The 14,673-nt window shown below is 40.3% G+C and carries 10 protein-coding genes; 3 read left to right on the forward strand and 7 right to left on the reverse strand.

The genetic code is table 11. From position 1 onward, the window contains the following. Positions 1-23: 23 nt before the first annotated feature. The 3 genes from atpB to DVR12_RS07985 form a co-directional block, all read right to left on the reverse strand. The gene (gene atpB, locus DVR12_RS07975) at positions 24-1,154 is read right to left on the reverse strand and encodes a F0F1 ATP synthase subunit A (RefSeq protein WP_233522198.1); all 1,131 of its coding nucleotides are present in this window, start codon (positions 1,152-1,154) and stop codon (positions 24-26) included. Between the two features lie 239 nt (positions 1,155-1,393). Beyond that, on the reverse strand, positions 1,394-3,154 hold the full coding sequence (locus tag DVR12_RS07980) for an ABC transporter ATP-binding protein (RefSeq protein WP_116975149.1): 1,761 nt from the start codon (positions 3,152-3,154) through the stop codon (positions 1,394-1,396). 244 nt (positions 3,155-3,398) lie between these two features. Next, entirely contained in the window at positions 3,399-5,585 is a 2,187-nt protein-coding gene (locus tag DVR12_RS07985; RefSeq protein WP_116975150.1) for a hypothetical protein, read from the reverse strand. Positions 5,586-5,964: 379 nt separating this feature from the next. Here DVR12_RS07985 and DVR12_RS07990 point away from each other — a divergent pair, with 379 nt between their 5' ends. Continuing rightward, positions 5,965-6,648: a response regulator transcription factor gene (locus DVR12_RS07990; RefSeq protein ID WP_089758690.1), complete on the forward strand. Its 684-nt coding sequence runs from the start codon at positions 5,965-5,967 to the stop codon at positions 6,646-6,648. A 90-nt stretch (positions 6,649-6,738) separates the two neighbouring features. After that, positions 6,739-7,848: a sensor histidine kinase gene (locus tag DVR12_RS07995; protein ID WP_116975151.1), complete on the forward strand. Its 1,110-nt coding sequence runs from the start codon at positions 6,739-6,741 to the stop codon at positions 7,846-7,848. A gap of 198 nt (positions 7,849-8,046) precedes the next feature. Here the strand turns inward: DVR12_RS07995 and DVR12_RS08000 are convergent, their stop codons facing one another. Next, on the reverse strand, positions 8,047-9,375 hold the full coding sequence (locus DVR12_RS08000) for a porin (protein ID WP_233522200.1): 1,329 nt from the start codon (positions 9,373-9,375) through the stop codon (positions 8,047-8,049). Between the two features lie 158 nt (positions 9,376-9,533). On the opposite strand from DVR12_RS08000, the gene DVR12_RS08005 reads away from it, so the two are divergent. Then, the gene (locus DVR12_RS08005; protein WP_116975152.1) at positions 9,534-10,454 is read left to right on the forward strand and encodes a helix-turn-helix transcriptional regulator; all 921 of its coding nucleotides are present in this window, start codon (positions 9,534-9,536) and stop codon (positions 10,452-10,454) included. A gap of 69 nt (positions 10,455-10,523) precedes the next feature. Here the strand turns inward: DVR12_RS08005 and DVR12_RS08010 are convergent, their stop codons facing one another. The 3 genes from DVR12_RS08010 to DVR12_RS08020 are packed head-to-tail and all read right to left on the reverse strand — an operon-like array spanning position 10,524 to position 14,665. Continuing rightward, positions 10,524-12,008: an MBOAT family O-acyltransferase gene (locus DVR12_RS08010; protein ID WP_116975153.1), complete on the reverse strand. Its 1,485-nt coding sequence runs from the start codon at positions 12,006-12,008 to the stop codon at positions 10,524-10,526. Further along, positions 11,995-13,275 carry a GDSL-type esterase/lipase family protein gene (locus DVR12_RS08015; protein ID WP_116975154.1) on the reverse strand — a complete coding sequence of 427 codons (1,281 nt, stop codon included), beginning with the start codon at positions 13,273-13,275 and terminating at the stop codon, positions 11,995-11,997. Before DVR12_RS08015 ends, DVR12_RS08010 begins: the two co-directional genes overlap by 14 nt. Then, positions 13,247-14,665 (reverse strand): SGNH/GDSL hydrolase family protein, encoded by a 1,419-nt coding sequence (locus tag DVR12_RS08020; protein WP_116975155.1) that lies wholly within the window; start codon positions 14,663-14,665, stop codon positions 13,247-13,249. Before DVR12_RS08020 ends, DVR12_RS08015 begins: the two co-directional genes overlap by 29 nt. Positions 14,666-14,673: the final 8 nt, after the last annotated feature.

Consider the following 14,673-nt stretch of genomic DNA (forward strand, 5'->3'; position numbering starts at 1 on the left):
TTTGTGTTTAAATAATTACTCTATTAGTGATGGTGTGCCTCATCGTGGTGAGCACCTTCCATTGATTGGCCAATAAATACTGCAGTCAGGTTGGCAAAGATGAACGCCTGAATAAATGCTACCAGCAATTCCAACATCATCATCACAATGTTAAAACCAATAGTTACAGGCAGAAACAGGTAACCAATTACCGCGCTTATTGCTCCAAATATAAATACCAGAGATATAATACTCAGAATAATAATGTGACCCGCCATCATGTTGGCAAATAACCTGATCATCAATGATACTGGCTTGGTAAATACTCCGATCAACTCTACCGGCGCCAGGATGAACTTCATCAGGAAAGGTACAGGAGGATTCAGAATATGTGCCCAGAAATGACGATTAGTAGATAACATGGTCACCACAAAACTAATCAACGCCAAAGCAAATGTTACTGCCAGATTACCCGTTACGTTAGCTGATCCGGGAACCAGTCCTAACAGGTTGTTGATCAGAATAAAGAAGAATATAGTCAGGATAAATGGAGTGAATTTATCCGCTTTTTTACCAGGAATGTTCGGACGAACTACTTCATCACGAATAAATAAAATCACCGGCTCCAGCAAACTTTGTAACCCTTTAGGCGCTTTCTTAGCCCCACGGGTTTTGTATGCCTTAGCTACGCTGGTCATAATCAGAATCAGCAAGATAGCAGCGATAATCATTGAAGTTATATTCTTAGTCATAGAGAAATCGTAAAATTTCTCCTCTATCGGATTATCATTGCCATCTACAGCGATGATAGTACCGGTAGGATATTTCGCAGGGTCTAAACCCTTCTCATGTACATAATGCTTATCTACCAAACGATACCCATCATAAGCTTCATGACCATGATGGAATTTGGAAGAAGAAAATACAGAAAGCCCGCGGGTAGGATTATAGATAATAATCGGTAACGGCATCGTTACATGATTCTCTCCCACGCTGAACAAATGCCAGTCGTGAGCATCCTTAACGTGGCCCAGAATAACTTCTTTTGCATCAAACTTAGGTTTCTCTTCTCCCTCTGCAGGAGTAGATTTCTCAACATTTGTTGCATGCGCCTCCTCTGCAAAGGAAAAATTACTAATACCGTGAAGGCCTATAACCATCACAAGTGCTACCATTCTATGTTTTAACCAATTGAAAGAAATCACCGTTTTCTGAAATTTTGCGCAAAGATACTCGTTTTTAGCTTTAAAAATAGGCGACTACGAAAAAAAAGGAAGATATATTATAAGGTTATTGATAATCAGTCTATTATATCAAGAAAAAAGTTGACTTTTTTTTAAAGAAATTGACCAGTTTTTTTAGGCTCACCTAAAGTTTGTCATATATATTTTTTCACCATTTATTTTGCGTGCAACTACACTTTCTCCGACTTAAACTGCATACTATGCAACTTATAATAAAATCCTTCCAATTTCAACAACTCATCATGCGTTCCCATCTCCTTTACCTCTCCCTTATCCAATACGATGATCTTATCTGCCTTACTGATAGTAGATAACCTATGCGCTATTATAATGGAGGTTCTATCCGCAATCAGCTTATCAATTGCCCGCTGGATCATCATCTCCGACTCTGTATCTACAGACGATGTAGCCTCGTCCAACACCAGAATGGCCGGATTATACAACAACGCCCTCACAAATGAAATCAACTGCCGCTGCCCCAACGATAGTGTACTCCCCCGCTCCATCACATTATAATCATAACCGCCCGGCAACTGCATTATAAAATCATGAATACCAATCAATTTTGAGGCATCTTCTACTTCCTGTCTACTTATGTTACTATTATGCAACGTAATATTGTCATAAATAGATCCCGCAAACAAAAATACATCCTGCAACACCACCCCTATCTTACTCCTCAAGGCCTCCAGCGAATAATCCGGTAAACTAACCCCATCTATCTTAATACTTCCTTTCTGAATTTCATAAAGCCTGTTCAGGATACTAATAATGGTTGTTTTCCCAGATCCCGTATGCCCTACAATAGCCACTGTATCTCCCGGCTTCGCATGAAAACTGATATCTTTTAACACATAATGCTCATTTACATAAGCAAAATATACATGATCGAACAAAATATCGCCTTTCATCTGCTCCGCAGACTGGGTACCATTATCCGGAATGTAATCTTCATTGTCTAATACCTTAAATACCCTTTCACTTGCTACCATTCCCATTTGCAGGGTATTAAACTTATCTGCCAGCATCCGCAGCGGCCTGAATAACATATTCAGGTACATGATAAACGCAATCATTACTCCCTGCGTTACTTCATAGTTTAAGACCTTGTTGGCCCCCCACCATACCATCAAACCCAGTGAAATTGCCAGAATAATTTCCACTACCGGGAAGAATACCGAATACGCAAAAATGGCATCAATATTAGCCTTTCTATGCTCCTTGTTGATATTCTTAAAACGGGCGAATTCCCTCTTCTCCGATGTAAATGCCTGCACAACCACCATACCGGTTAAATGCTCCTGTACAAAAGCATTTAGTGCTGATACTGCATTTCTAACCTTATAGAACGATTTGTTTACGCTCTCCTTAAAGATATAAGTAGCAAAAATCAATATCGGGAACGGAGATAAGCTGACTAACGTCAACCTCCAATCTTCTATAAACATCACAACAAGAATGGCTATGATCATCAGAATATCTGCCACTATAGAAATAATCCCTTCGGAAAACACATCATTGATTGCTTCTATATCGTTGATGGTACGTGTAGTCAGTGTTCCTATCGGGGTTTTATCGAAGAACCCCAGATTCAGATGTACTACCTTCTTATACACTGTTACCCTGAGATCTTTAATAACCGACTGTCCAAGCCAGTTGGTGAGATAAGAGAAAAAGAAACGAACGATCGTTTCAAGAATCAGCAGGCCTATTTGTATGATGGTAACCAGAATCAACATATTCATCACCTGGTTGGCAATGTATTTATCAACTGTTACCTGAATTAAATACGGACGTAAAGGAGATATTGCTGCCAATACTACCGTTAATATCATTGAGATGTAAAAGGAGCCTTTATATGGAGCCGCAAATGAGAATATACGGCGTAATAAACTAAAGTCGAATACTTTCTTTCCCGCGAGTTTTTCCAATGGTGCCAGGTTTAAACTATATAACAAACCTACAAAATTTCTCGCAGAGGCGCAGAGACTAAATATTAAGGGGCATAAGATATATTAATACGTAATAAGGATCGAAGCGAATGTTTTTAAGTTTTACGATCAGTTTCTATCTGAAATAAAAACCAAACAATAACACTTAAAAACATTCGCTTCGATCCTTATGTTCCTTTAATTAATCTTTGCCCCCTTTGCGAGAAACAAGCGAGCCAGCGAGCTATTTCATGATCTGCTTATATGCCTTAATGAATATGGCTCCAAGATTTTTATGCGGAGGGATATAATCGCTAAATAACTCCCGGTTACGGGCATCACCGGCAAATTTCTTAGCCAGTTGCGACCACATTAATACCCAATCTACATTCTTTCCTGCACGAATCTGATCTTCCAGATTGTGAATAATCGGTTCGTTTACAAAACGGGTACCCACCTGTTTGGAAGAAATGATATGTGCATCCGGTGCTTTTTCCAATACAGTTGCCAGGTTGTGATAACCACCACAGGAACCTAATACCACAATTTTAGCACTGCTTTGCAGATTTTCTAAAGTTGTGTTGATATGATAACTGTGACCTCGATGTATAAATACTGATGGATGAATATCGTTTTCATCCAGGTAATCAGACAACTTTCCTATTGCCTCCTTATCACCAGGCTCATCAATTGGGAGATTGGCGAATATGGTAGTACCTCCTTTCAGAGAAGAAATTGTTACCCAATATTTGTTCTTATTTATTTTCCATTCTGAAGATGGGAAGTTAGACATGAAGCTGGCAAAAGATTCAGTACCATCCTTATCTCCATAAAAGAATACCTGCTGATAAACCTTTCCACTATCTGATTGCAGCTCACTAAAGGCAACGTGATTGATCGGAGGCAACGACAGGCGTGCCGACATATCAGACGCTTTGGATGCATCATTTTCATTGGCAGACTCTGTTTCGAACAGGCTGCTCAACAACTGATAGATTACGGTACCTCTTTTATCGTTCTGTTTCTTTACGTAGCTAAGGTTTTTACGAACTTCCTGACGAAGGAAATCCAGCAACTTAGGGTCGCGGATACTACCAAAAGAATTAGCTACATCCACTGCATCTTCCAGATCCTCAGTTTTCTCCAGATTCTGTACGTATTTCTGCATCAGATAATTGGAGTTCTCCTGTGCCATCGACTTCAAAAAGTTATCGAGTGTATTGAAGCCGGCAGCCATAGCGATGAACTTCTTGAATCTGTCGAAATTCACGACCATTAACAAACTATCGCCACGTGGAGGCTTCATACGCAACATCATCTGGTCGTAGAGGCCTGCATTGTTGTGGTTGGTATAGCTTGATGTATATAATTCTTCCTGACCGTTGATAATCAGATAGTAAAGCTCTTCGGGAGTAAAGTTTTTCACAATTGCAAACCTAACCGGAGCAGATTCTTCGTGCAGGTCGTTAACTGTGCGGATATAATGCAGTGATTTGGCCTGCATGTTTTCATTCATTGTTTTTATTCCAAAGGGCTGTTGACCTTCGCTTTTCATTTTTTGAAGAGCGATGGTAGATTTCACCATTTGTTTATAATACAGATAGTCGTTATCGGCGATCGACTCAAGTTTGTCTACTGTTATAGTTCCTGCAATTATCTCATCGATAAATGGAAGAATTTTAGTGCTTTGAGGTGATTGGCCAATTCGTACAATCGTTTGTACAATCGGGTCAGGGTTTCTTTTAATGGTATTAGCCATCGGAGTATAGGAGGTAGCATAGGTAAGTACCTGATTAGGATATTTACGCGCTACCGCTGCAATGATGGAATCTGTACCCGGATAATTGATATACTCGCTCAACCTCGGCATGATGTTTTCCAGGTTATTGAACGCAAACTTAGAAAACACTGTTCCCTTAGCATCTTTATATCCAGGATTGTCCTTAAAAATTTCAACTATTTTTTCAGCTGCTTCGTATGAAAGACTTTTTACATAAGGGGCAATAGTCTGGCCTTTAATATCGGCATGCATCATTTTATCGTAGGCCTGAATCATTACAACAGCTTCTTCAGGCTCAATATTATGATGAGCTCGCTTGTAATTGTAATCTTTCAGTACTACATAAATCCCTGAAAGGTATTTCACCTTTAACCTGTGATCGAGGGAATCATTCGCCTCGATTTCCTTCTGCATATCATCTACCTCCTTAATCAGGGCATTAGTAACCTGAAGGTTGATAGTCTGATCATCAGATACCTTTACAAGATCGTCGGCCTTGCCATCGAATCGCAGGGCAGCAGATTGTTCTTTATCGATATTATCGTGAAAGCCTTGTCGCGTGATTGGAATGGAGTGAGAACTCTGAGCTTGCGCTTGTGCCACACTAATCGACATTACTGCCAACAGCCATAATGTTATAAATCTTCTCATACTAGTATACTTGTCCGGTGGACGAAATAGCAAATTTACAACCAAAATACAGAGTTTGCCAATCCTGTATTTCTATCTGTTAATCTATAGCTAGTTAAATATTAATTTTTTCTCTCAACAATATTCCTTTTCAAGTGGATGACTATAAAAGGATACAATTTGATGTAAGAAACAAAAAAAACCTTTAACATCATAGTTGTCACTCTGCTATAAATAGCCGAAATATGCGATATCGAATGCTTTCGAATAATGGTGTAAATTTGCAGAAACACGCCGAAAGCCTGTCTGACATTGAATTTAACAATTTAATAATGTTATCATTCCATTAATCACGGTTTAGGCGTTTTAATTTTGTTGCGTCTTTTTAAAAGCAATATTTATGGTAGACCAAGCGGTAGCAGGAAAAATACTGGTAGTAGATGACGAGTTGGATATTCTGGAAATTATCAGCTACAATCTTAAGACAGCGGGGTACGACACGGTAACTGCTAAAGACGGTATAGAGGCTATACAAAAAGCCAAAATATTCCGCCCGGATCTTATTATGTTAGACATCATGATGCCTAACAAAAATGGTATCGATACTTGTCGGGAAATCAGAAGAATTCCTGAGTTTAAAGATACTATGGTATTATTTCTGACAGCATTGAACGATGAAAAATCAGAAGTAGATGGCCTCAACATGGGTGCTGACGATTATATTGCCAAGCCCATTAAGCCGAAATTATTAGTAAGTAGAATCAATGCCCTCTTCCGTCGTATTCACAAACCAGAAGAAACAAGCATTACTCTAGGTGATCTGATCATCGATCGTGAGAAGTTTACAGTTACTTACAAAGGCCAGGAAATCATTCTTGCTAAGAAAGAATTCGAGCTGTTACAATTACTGGCATCCAAACCAGGCAGAGTATTCCTCAGAAATGAAATACTGAATCAGGTATGGGGTACAGAAGTAATTGTAGGTGACCGTACGATAGATGTACACATCCGAAAAATCCGTCAGAAAATAGGTATTGATCTGATAACAACAGTAAAGGGAGTGGGTTACAAATTCGAAATGTAAACCCAGGCATACCCGAACTCCTGTCTATTCCACCAAAACAAAAAATTCAACATTGGTAGCCCCACCGGCGTGCGGGTTCTACTCCTTTTTATGGCAAGTAAGAAATTTAAAGTAATTTCCCATTATTATAATAATTACTCACTTTGGAGTATGTTTAAAGCTAAAAACCTATCCCCGCAGAAACTGGCGGGATTTACTGCATTAATAATTTCAATTGTCATTGCTTTGGGCAGTTGGGTGGTAGACGGTTCCTGGCAGGTAGTTCTGGGCGCATTTGTGCTTACTTTCCTTGTATCCTATTACTTATACCTCTATACCCTTCAGAACTTTATCTACAGAAAAATAAAGCTGATCTACAAATTCATTTATCAAACTAAAGCTTCTAAACGGGAAGAATTTTTTCAAAAAAACATTCTCCCTTCAAAAACAATAGAAGAGGTAAGTGAAGACGTTGAAAAATGGGCAAGTCAGAAAAAAGAAGAATTGGAAAACCTTCGCAGAAATGAAGAATTCAGAAAAGAATTCCTGCTAAATCTTTCCCATGAACTTAAGACTCCCATCTTCGCTGTTCAGGGCTATATTCACACCCTGCTGGATGGCGCACTGGAAGATCCAAACGTCAATAAACTGTTCCTGAAAAATGCTACCAAAAATATTGATCGCCTCTGCCGGCTGATCGATGATCTCGACGAGATCTCCAAACTGGAAAGCGGTGAAATGATGGTAAATGCAGAAGTATTTATTATCCAGGACCTTATTAAAGATGTTTTTGATACACTTTCCCTGAAAGCCAACAGCAAAGGAATCAAGTTTAGCTTTAAAAAAGGTTGCGAAGCCCCGCAGCCGGTTTATGCCGATAAAGAGAAAATCAGACAGGTATTAATAAACCTGGTTGATAACTCCATCAAATACGGAAAACAAGACGGACACACCATTGCCAGCATCTATAGCATGGATGGCAAACGTGTACTTGTTGAAATCTCCGATGATGGAATTGGTATGGCTGAAGAACATCTCCCAAGAGTGTTTGAACGTTTCTACAGAACCGATAGAGCCAGAAGCCGCGATATTGGCGGAACAGGATTAGGCCTTGCTATCGTTAAACATATTGTGGAAGCTCACGACCAGTCAATTACTGTAAGAAGTAAGCCCGAGATAGGTAGTACCTTCGGATTTACTCTCGAGTCTGGTAGAGAATAACTCGCGTTGCTCGTTTTTTCTCGCAGAGAAGCATAAGAAGCAAAGAGGCATAAGGATCGAAGCGAATGTTTTTAAGGACTTCCGATAGGTTTCAACACAAATAGAAACCAGTCAGCAGTTCTTAATAACATTCGCTTCGATCCATATGCCTCTTTGCTTCTTATGCCTCTTTGCGAGAAACCATCGAGCAACGCGAGCCTAAAACCTGAACTGCATTCGCGCAGTAAAAATATTATCCTTCAGATCCTCTGTATACCCGGGGAGCAAAGTATGTTCGTTCTTTACCCAATCGTAATAGAAGGTGAATTTAAGATGTTCGTTTGCGTAGTATAAGTATCCAAATCCCAATGTATTATACCGGATATCTGCAGGCGTAAGTCCTGCCCCTGGCCGTCCTATCTCAGTTCCTTTTACTTTCTTATTAGGATCATACCAATCGTAGCGTACAACCACCTGATGTTGGTCACTTCCCAGGTTTTGAATAAAATACAAGTAAGCACCATCGAATGACCGGATGTAAAGTGGCGCCAATTTCCCATCAGGCAAAACAGGTATTACACCCGGAGTTTCTGTGGTAAATGCAGTAGCTGTCTGCTGTCCGCGTATATATTCCGCTCTGAACTGAGTACTCCCTTTTCCCTTTCCGTTAGGGATTTTAAGTTGAAAATCTGCACCGTAATAATGCCTCGGAGCAATTTTACCAACGTTGTTTTTTGAAGAATCCACCACCATACCCGGACCTCCGTTTACGGTTCCCATCCTGTAAATGTTATTGGTGAATTGCTCCATTCCTCCGTATAATACAGATACCCCTCCCGATAACAATATTCCTGAATGTCCTATTTTCCTGGGTTTGATACCTATTCGGCTGATGATATCCTTATGGCTGTCGAAATCTGTTGGCCCGGTTAATCCCTGGCCATTAAAAGCACCGACATCAATCTTTAAGAAAGCAAGTGGGTGATTTTTTACTCTTGGCTCAAATGATAGCATAGCCCCCAGGTCTCTTTCTGTTTTCATAAGAATCTGAGACATTCGGCCTCTTTCCGGAGTTTCCCTATCGGCAGAAGAAAGGTTTACTTCATAGCCGAAGGGGCGGGCAAACATTCCTCCAGCCAGGGAGAACAAATTGAATTTTGTTTCAAAAAAACGACCGTAAAAGTCTCTGATAAATACCCCTCTTTCAGTACCATCGAACTGAAAGGCAAATTGCACAACGGGCATTCCCACTTTGTTATACCTCTCATAATCGACCCGGATACGGCCGCGCCTCAACGTAAACCGGTTATTTACTGCCGGCCCGAAATCTCCTCCTGCATAACTTGCTGCTCCTTTACTCTGGGCATACTGGAACTGGGGCTGAATATAACCGCTAAACCTAAGTGCATCATACTTCTGGTACATAGACATCATACCCTTACCCAAATCGGTAGTGGTATCTATCATATCCATCAGAAATTGTGCATTAGCCGAAACGGAAGAAAAAACGAAAAAACCGATGACAATCAAGATTTTGGCTGCACGCATCGAAACAAGCAAATTTTGCGCAAATTTATCAAAAATCTATAGATATGATCTCTATTTCTATTTTTACCAGACAGTTGTTAATATAATTAGATTAAGGTTTCTATTTTCAATTTGATCGATGAATTTTTAGTATATTAGTCAACCGAAGCTCCTATGATATGAAGCCATCCACTCTAATTCATTGGAAAAGTCAAATCGAGCATGCTATCGCAATTTCGCATGATGACCCTTTTGGATCACTTGATCTAAAAGAGGTCGCAGATCGACTCAATGAATCCCCAGATAATTTTTCTCATAAATTTGCTGCATTATATGGAGAACCATTTGCAGCTTTTAACAAACGAAGGCGACTGGAAGCCGGAGCCGGGGAATTGCGGCATAGCAGCTATAATATTGCTGAAATAGCCGAAAGGTGTGGCTACACTTTAGCCAGTTTTTCCAGAGGTTTTCGTGAGTTATACAATGAATCTCCTACCGCTTTCAGAAACAGAAGATTCCTTTCGAACGAAGAGAATACGCTAACCAGGGCAAAGATCATCACTTCGCCGCATGACGACCCTAATAGCTTAATTTTCAATCCAGATAAAACAATTGATCTCAAACTACCTGAGAGTACCCTCTATTACAATATTCTACCGGGCCAAAACGATCCCATTCAGGAACTGATGTATTTCCATTCTTTGTATCATCAGCAACATATGGGAATTAAAGACTCTCTGATCATCAATGAATCGATGGTGGTACTAGGCACTCTAGATGTAGTTCCGGTAACTCCCTACCACAGAATGAAAATGTATTTAGGAATTCTGGTTCCTAAGCTGCCTATCTACAATGCAGCTCATTTACAAATCCAACGTCACTTTCAGCCGCATTTCAGGCTATATACTAAAAGTATAGCTGGCGGTAATTATAAAAAGCTGATCATGCCAATGAGCTATGCAAAAGCAGGCTTGCCAATGTATCAGTTCATTAATAATTCATGCAGAGAAGGATATTTTAAAATGAGCAATAATCACTTCTTTATCTCACTCCTTAGTGATAATTGCTGTGAAGTTTATATTCCCTGGTTAAAAATTTAGAATCTATATACTATAACATGAAGGGCTAACCAATGGTTAGCCCTTCATGTTATATGTTTAGTTATTTTTCTAGAATTGGAAATAGATAGGCATCATCGGAACAGTAGTCTTCACCTGAACCAATACCCACACAAAAATCACCAACACCGCAATGTTTCCTGCTACCGGCATGCGTCCCAAGACCGTTTCCATAGAGATTTCTGCTTTGGAAGGAAGGAAATGTAGTACAAATCCCATAAGCATTACCCAGAATACTGCGGTATATCCGTCATAAAGACTCAACGCAATTTCTGGTTGGAAATCGTAGACTATCTGATGAATTAATGCCCAGGCATCTCCAAAAGTACTGGCTTTAAAGAAGATCCAGCAGAAACATACAAAATGGAAGGTGACCAGGATACCTATTATTTTAAATAAATTAGCTTTCCATCCCTGGAATACAACCTTCTTCTTTTTCAGGAAGTCTATTCTCACTTTATCCAGGGCGAGTGCGCCTCCGTGTAATGCTCCCCAGAAGATGAAGTTCCAGCTGGCACCATGCCAGAAACCACCTATCAGCATGGTTAAGGCCAGGTTAATATACTGTCTTACTTTTCCTTTTCTGTTACCACCCAATGGGATATAAAGGTAGTCTCTCAACCAGCTCGACAATGAAATATGCCAGCGTCTCCAGAATTCGGTAATAGAGGAACTTTGGTAAGGAGAATCGAAGTTAGGTGGAATTTTGAAACCTGTCCACCTGGCGATTCCCAATGCCATATCAGAATATCCTGAGAAGTCGCAATAAATTACGAGTGCATAACCATATACACCCAGGAGGCATTCGATACCTGTATGCTTACTAGGGTCGTCGAAGATATATTGAACGAAGTTTTGATAGATAAAGTCTGAAATGATCATTTTCTTGAATAATCCTGCCATGATCAGATACATTCCTTTACCGATGTCTTCGGACGTAAGTTTGTAGGGTTTGGAGATCTGGGGGATGAAGTCGGCTGCTCTGACAATAGGTCCCATCATCAGTTTAGGGAAGAAGGAAAGGAAGAACAGATAATCCATGAAATCATTTACCGGTTCTATTTCATCTCTGTAAACATCTATTGTGTAGCTAAGATTTTCGAAAGTATAGAAGGAAATCCCGATTGGCAGAATAAGGTTTAAAAGCGGGATATGACCTGCTGTAAAATCGTTTACTATACCTATAAAGAAGTTGGTATACTTAAAATAGAACAGCAGGCCTATGTTCAGAATAATACTCGTGACTAGCAGGGTTTTCTTGGTCGACTTGTTAGGAGTTTTATGTATCCAGTGCGATAGGTTATAATCAACTATTGCAGAAAGGATTACAAGCCCAACATAGTAATCACAGGCTTTGTAAAAGAAGTACAGTGAGAATACTGTGTAAATAACAACTCTTGCTCTTTTGTTATTACTGGCTAACAGATAGCACATAATAAAAAGTGCGAAGAAGTAAAAAAAGAAACCGCTGTTAAACAGCACCGGGTTTGCCGGGTCGTACAGAAGCTCTTTTAAGAGCTTATCAACGTTGAACATTCGAAGTCAGTGAATTTTTCTTTACTTGCTGTATATAATGCGTATAGGATTGGTTCAGGGCTTCAAACAGCAGTTGACCCTGCATTTGATATCCTCTCACATTAAAATGAATATGATCGGGAGCCCATCCTCCTGCAAATCTATCCTTTTGCTCTTTATTAACCGCATTAAAATTCCAGCTTGCAATTCCGTGTTCCCTGGCGTATCCCATTATTTGCTGAGTTACCATCGAAATATATGGGTTAGGGTAATACTTTGTGGTGTACGTTGTTCTGTACTTCTTACCAACCTTTTTTCTGTGAGCAGTTTTCACGGCCTTCATACAGTCGGGAGGAGTGGTTAGTAAGATATTGACATTGGGATTGTGTTCCCTGATTAAAGTAACAGCTTTATCTATTTCATTTCTGAAAGCTAAAGGATCTAATTTTCCATAAGCTTCATTGGTACCTAAAGAAATGATCACCAGCTGGGGTTGAAGTACCGCCATCTGAGTGAGCAGGGTATTGCTGATTTCATTGTACTGCTGGTACATGGCACCATTGATTCCGATACTATTGTACAGGATACCATTGTTACCGTTTTCCATTACGGCACCATAGAAACGGAACTGTCCATTGCCGGTACCTTCCCAGCGAGCCTGAAATGTTTGAGCTGTTTGCGGAAAGTCGAGCGTTGCCAGATTTAAAGTAGGCGAGCCTGCATCGGCAACCGAAGCGATAGAAACATTAGCATCGGGAGCAACCAGTGAGTTATTGGTATTACCGGCATCATACAATAGCTTTACTCTACGGAAGTTATTATCCATAGTTGCGTCTTGTTTTCCGGTAAAAGATAAGGTGGGAGCATCATTTTGGGAAATAAGCACAATACCGCCAGGGCCGAGCATTGGGGATTTATTTCTATCCACTACTCTTTCAGATTGCCATCTGACAGTGCTATTCCATCTGAAGTCTTCCGGGCCGTTGGTTCCGGCGAGGTTATATGGGAAAACGTAGCCCCTTCCGGCGGAGCCAAATTCCTGTTGTAAAAGGGATGCAGTAGCTAAAGGGAAATAGCCTGCCTGCACATGGGAGTCGCCCAGGTGAACTATGGAAATGACCTTAGTATTTGCAACAGAAAAGGAATCGAAAACATTGTAAAGAGCGGAGTCCTGAGCAATGCTGTTAATATTCTTTTGTTGTGCATAGGTTGCAGTTCCAGCAAGTAACAGTAACGAGAGTACTGCTACCAATTTCCTTTTAAGGTTGTTGTGCCAGCCTGTATTCATTCATTAAAGCTTTGTAAAGCAGCGCACCTACTTTGGCTGCTCCGGTTCTGTTAAAGTGTGTATAATCCTTGTTGGCCATCACCGTATCACCTTCTACCCACTTTACCATGGAGCCTTCGCCACCCATTGCGGCGTAAAGATTCCAGTAAGCAGTACCATGTATTGCAGCCAGGTCGTGTTGCACTTTTAAGAGTGCGGGTACTCCTGGTGCGGTAACATACTTGTCCGCTTTTCTATAAGATTTATCTGCTGTTCCTATAATTAAGAATGAAGTTCCTGGCAAATCCTGTCGTAAAGAGTCTACTACTTTCGTCATTGGTTTTTCGTACCAGCTGTAATCTGTCAGTTCTGGCTTCCATAATACATTGGCGCCATAGTGCATTACAATCAGATCGTAGTGTCTTTCTTCCTGCATTTGCCGGATCATTGCTGCTGATAGATGTCCGAGCTCTATTCCACTGATTCCTCTGAATGAATAATTATCCACGTACACTCCATTTCCGCTTTCGAAACAAACGCCATAAAGAGGCATTGTATTGCCCGAGTAAGACATGAGCAAAGATGGAGATGCAGTATCTTGTTTTAAGTCCAGTCTATTAACGGTTTGATTACCGTTTAATGTATATGGTCTGTCATTAATTGTGATAGTACCATTATTTCCCTGGCCGAATAAAACAGAGATTTCATCAAACTTGTCCAGTAGTGGTTTTTTAACCGGAGAATATTTGACCCAGCTATTGCTACCTGGGAGAAAAGTATGTCCGGATAATCCTAGTTGGACGTTTGAGGGTGGAGAATTTTTATAATGATAATCCTTCCAATCTCTAGAAAAGGTATGGGTGATTGTAGTTCTAAAAGAAGCTACAATGGAGGTAACTGGCACGAAGCCAACACCTGCACCACCGAAAAAATGTTGTAAACTATCGCGTAAATCGCTGGTAATCAGATCACCTTCAATCATTGAATCTCCAAAATAGGCGATTCTCACTTTATTTCTTTTTCCGGCTTTTAAATCTTTGAGTGCCTCCAGGAATCTTTTCAGTCCTGGGTTATCGGCAGCTTCGGGAGAGGAATACTCTAAAATTCCGGCATAGGAAAGGAAATCGTGAGTATGATCTGGATTGGCAGCGTTAGTGCCGGTAGTTGTTGTGGTGGTAGTGCTGTCGTCTTTCGAAAAATGCTTACTGCCGCCATTATTGGCAGCAGTAAGTATTTCTTCTTGGTCCGGGTTATTTTTGTCTGGTGATCTTAACTCAGAGAGGAGGTCCAGTTTTCTAAATTGAAACCCTTTATAAGTAAGATTGACATTGAGCTGTGAGAGCCCCACCAAACATGCCAGAGTTCCGATAACAATAATGAACGGATAGGCAGATTTATTTTTGCCGGACATAATAAATT

It is taken from the genome of Chitinophaga silvatica (assembly GCF_003419895.1).
Lineage (GTDB): Bacteria > Bacteroidota > Bacteroidia > Chitinophagales > Chitinophagaceae > Chitinophaga > Chitinophaga silvatica.

Excerpts from the sequence above, each read along its gene's own strand:
- atpB (WP_233522198.1), bottom strand. The coding sequence starts at position 1,154 with ATGGTAGCACTTGTGATGGTTATAGGCCTTCACGGTATTAGTAATTTT.
- DVR12_RS07985 (WP_116975150.1), bottom strand. The coding sequence starts at position 5,585 with ATGAGAAGATTTATAACATTATGGCTGTTGGCAGTAATGTCGATTAGT.
- DVR12_RS07990 (WP_089758690.1), top strand. The coding sequence starts at position 5,965 with ATGGTAGACCAAGCGGTAGCAGGAAAAATACTGGTAGTAGATGACGAG.
- DVR12_RS07995 (WP_116975151.1), top strand. The coding sequence starts at position 6,739 with ATGGCAAGTAAGAAATTTAAAGTAATTTCCCATTATTATAATAATTAC.
- DVR12_RS08000 (WP_233522200.1), bottom strand. The coding sequence starts at position 9,375 with ATGCGTGCAGCCAAAATCTTGATTGTCATCGGTTTTTTCGTTTTTTCT.
- DVR12_RS08005 (WP_116975152.1), top strand. The coding sequence starts at position 9,534 with ATGAAGCCATCCACTCTAATTCATTGGAAAAGTCAAATCGAGCATGCT.
- DVR12_RS08010 (WP_116975153.1), bottom strand. The coding sequence starts at position 12,008 with ATGTTCAACGTTGATAAGCTCTTAAAAGAGCTTCTGTACGACCCGGCA.
- DVR12_RS08015 (WP_116975154.1), bottom strand. The coding sequence starts at position 13,275 with ATGAATACAGGCTGGCACAACAACCTTAAAAGGAAATTGGTAGCAGTA.
- DVR12_RS08020 (WP_116975155.1), bottom strand. The coding sequence starts at position 14,665 with ATGTCCGGCAAAAATAAATCTGCCTATCCGTTCATTATTGTTATCGGA.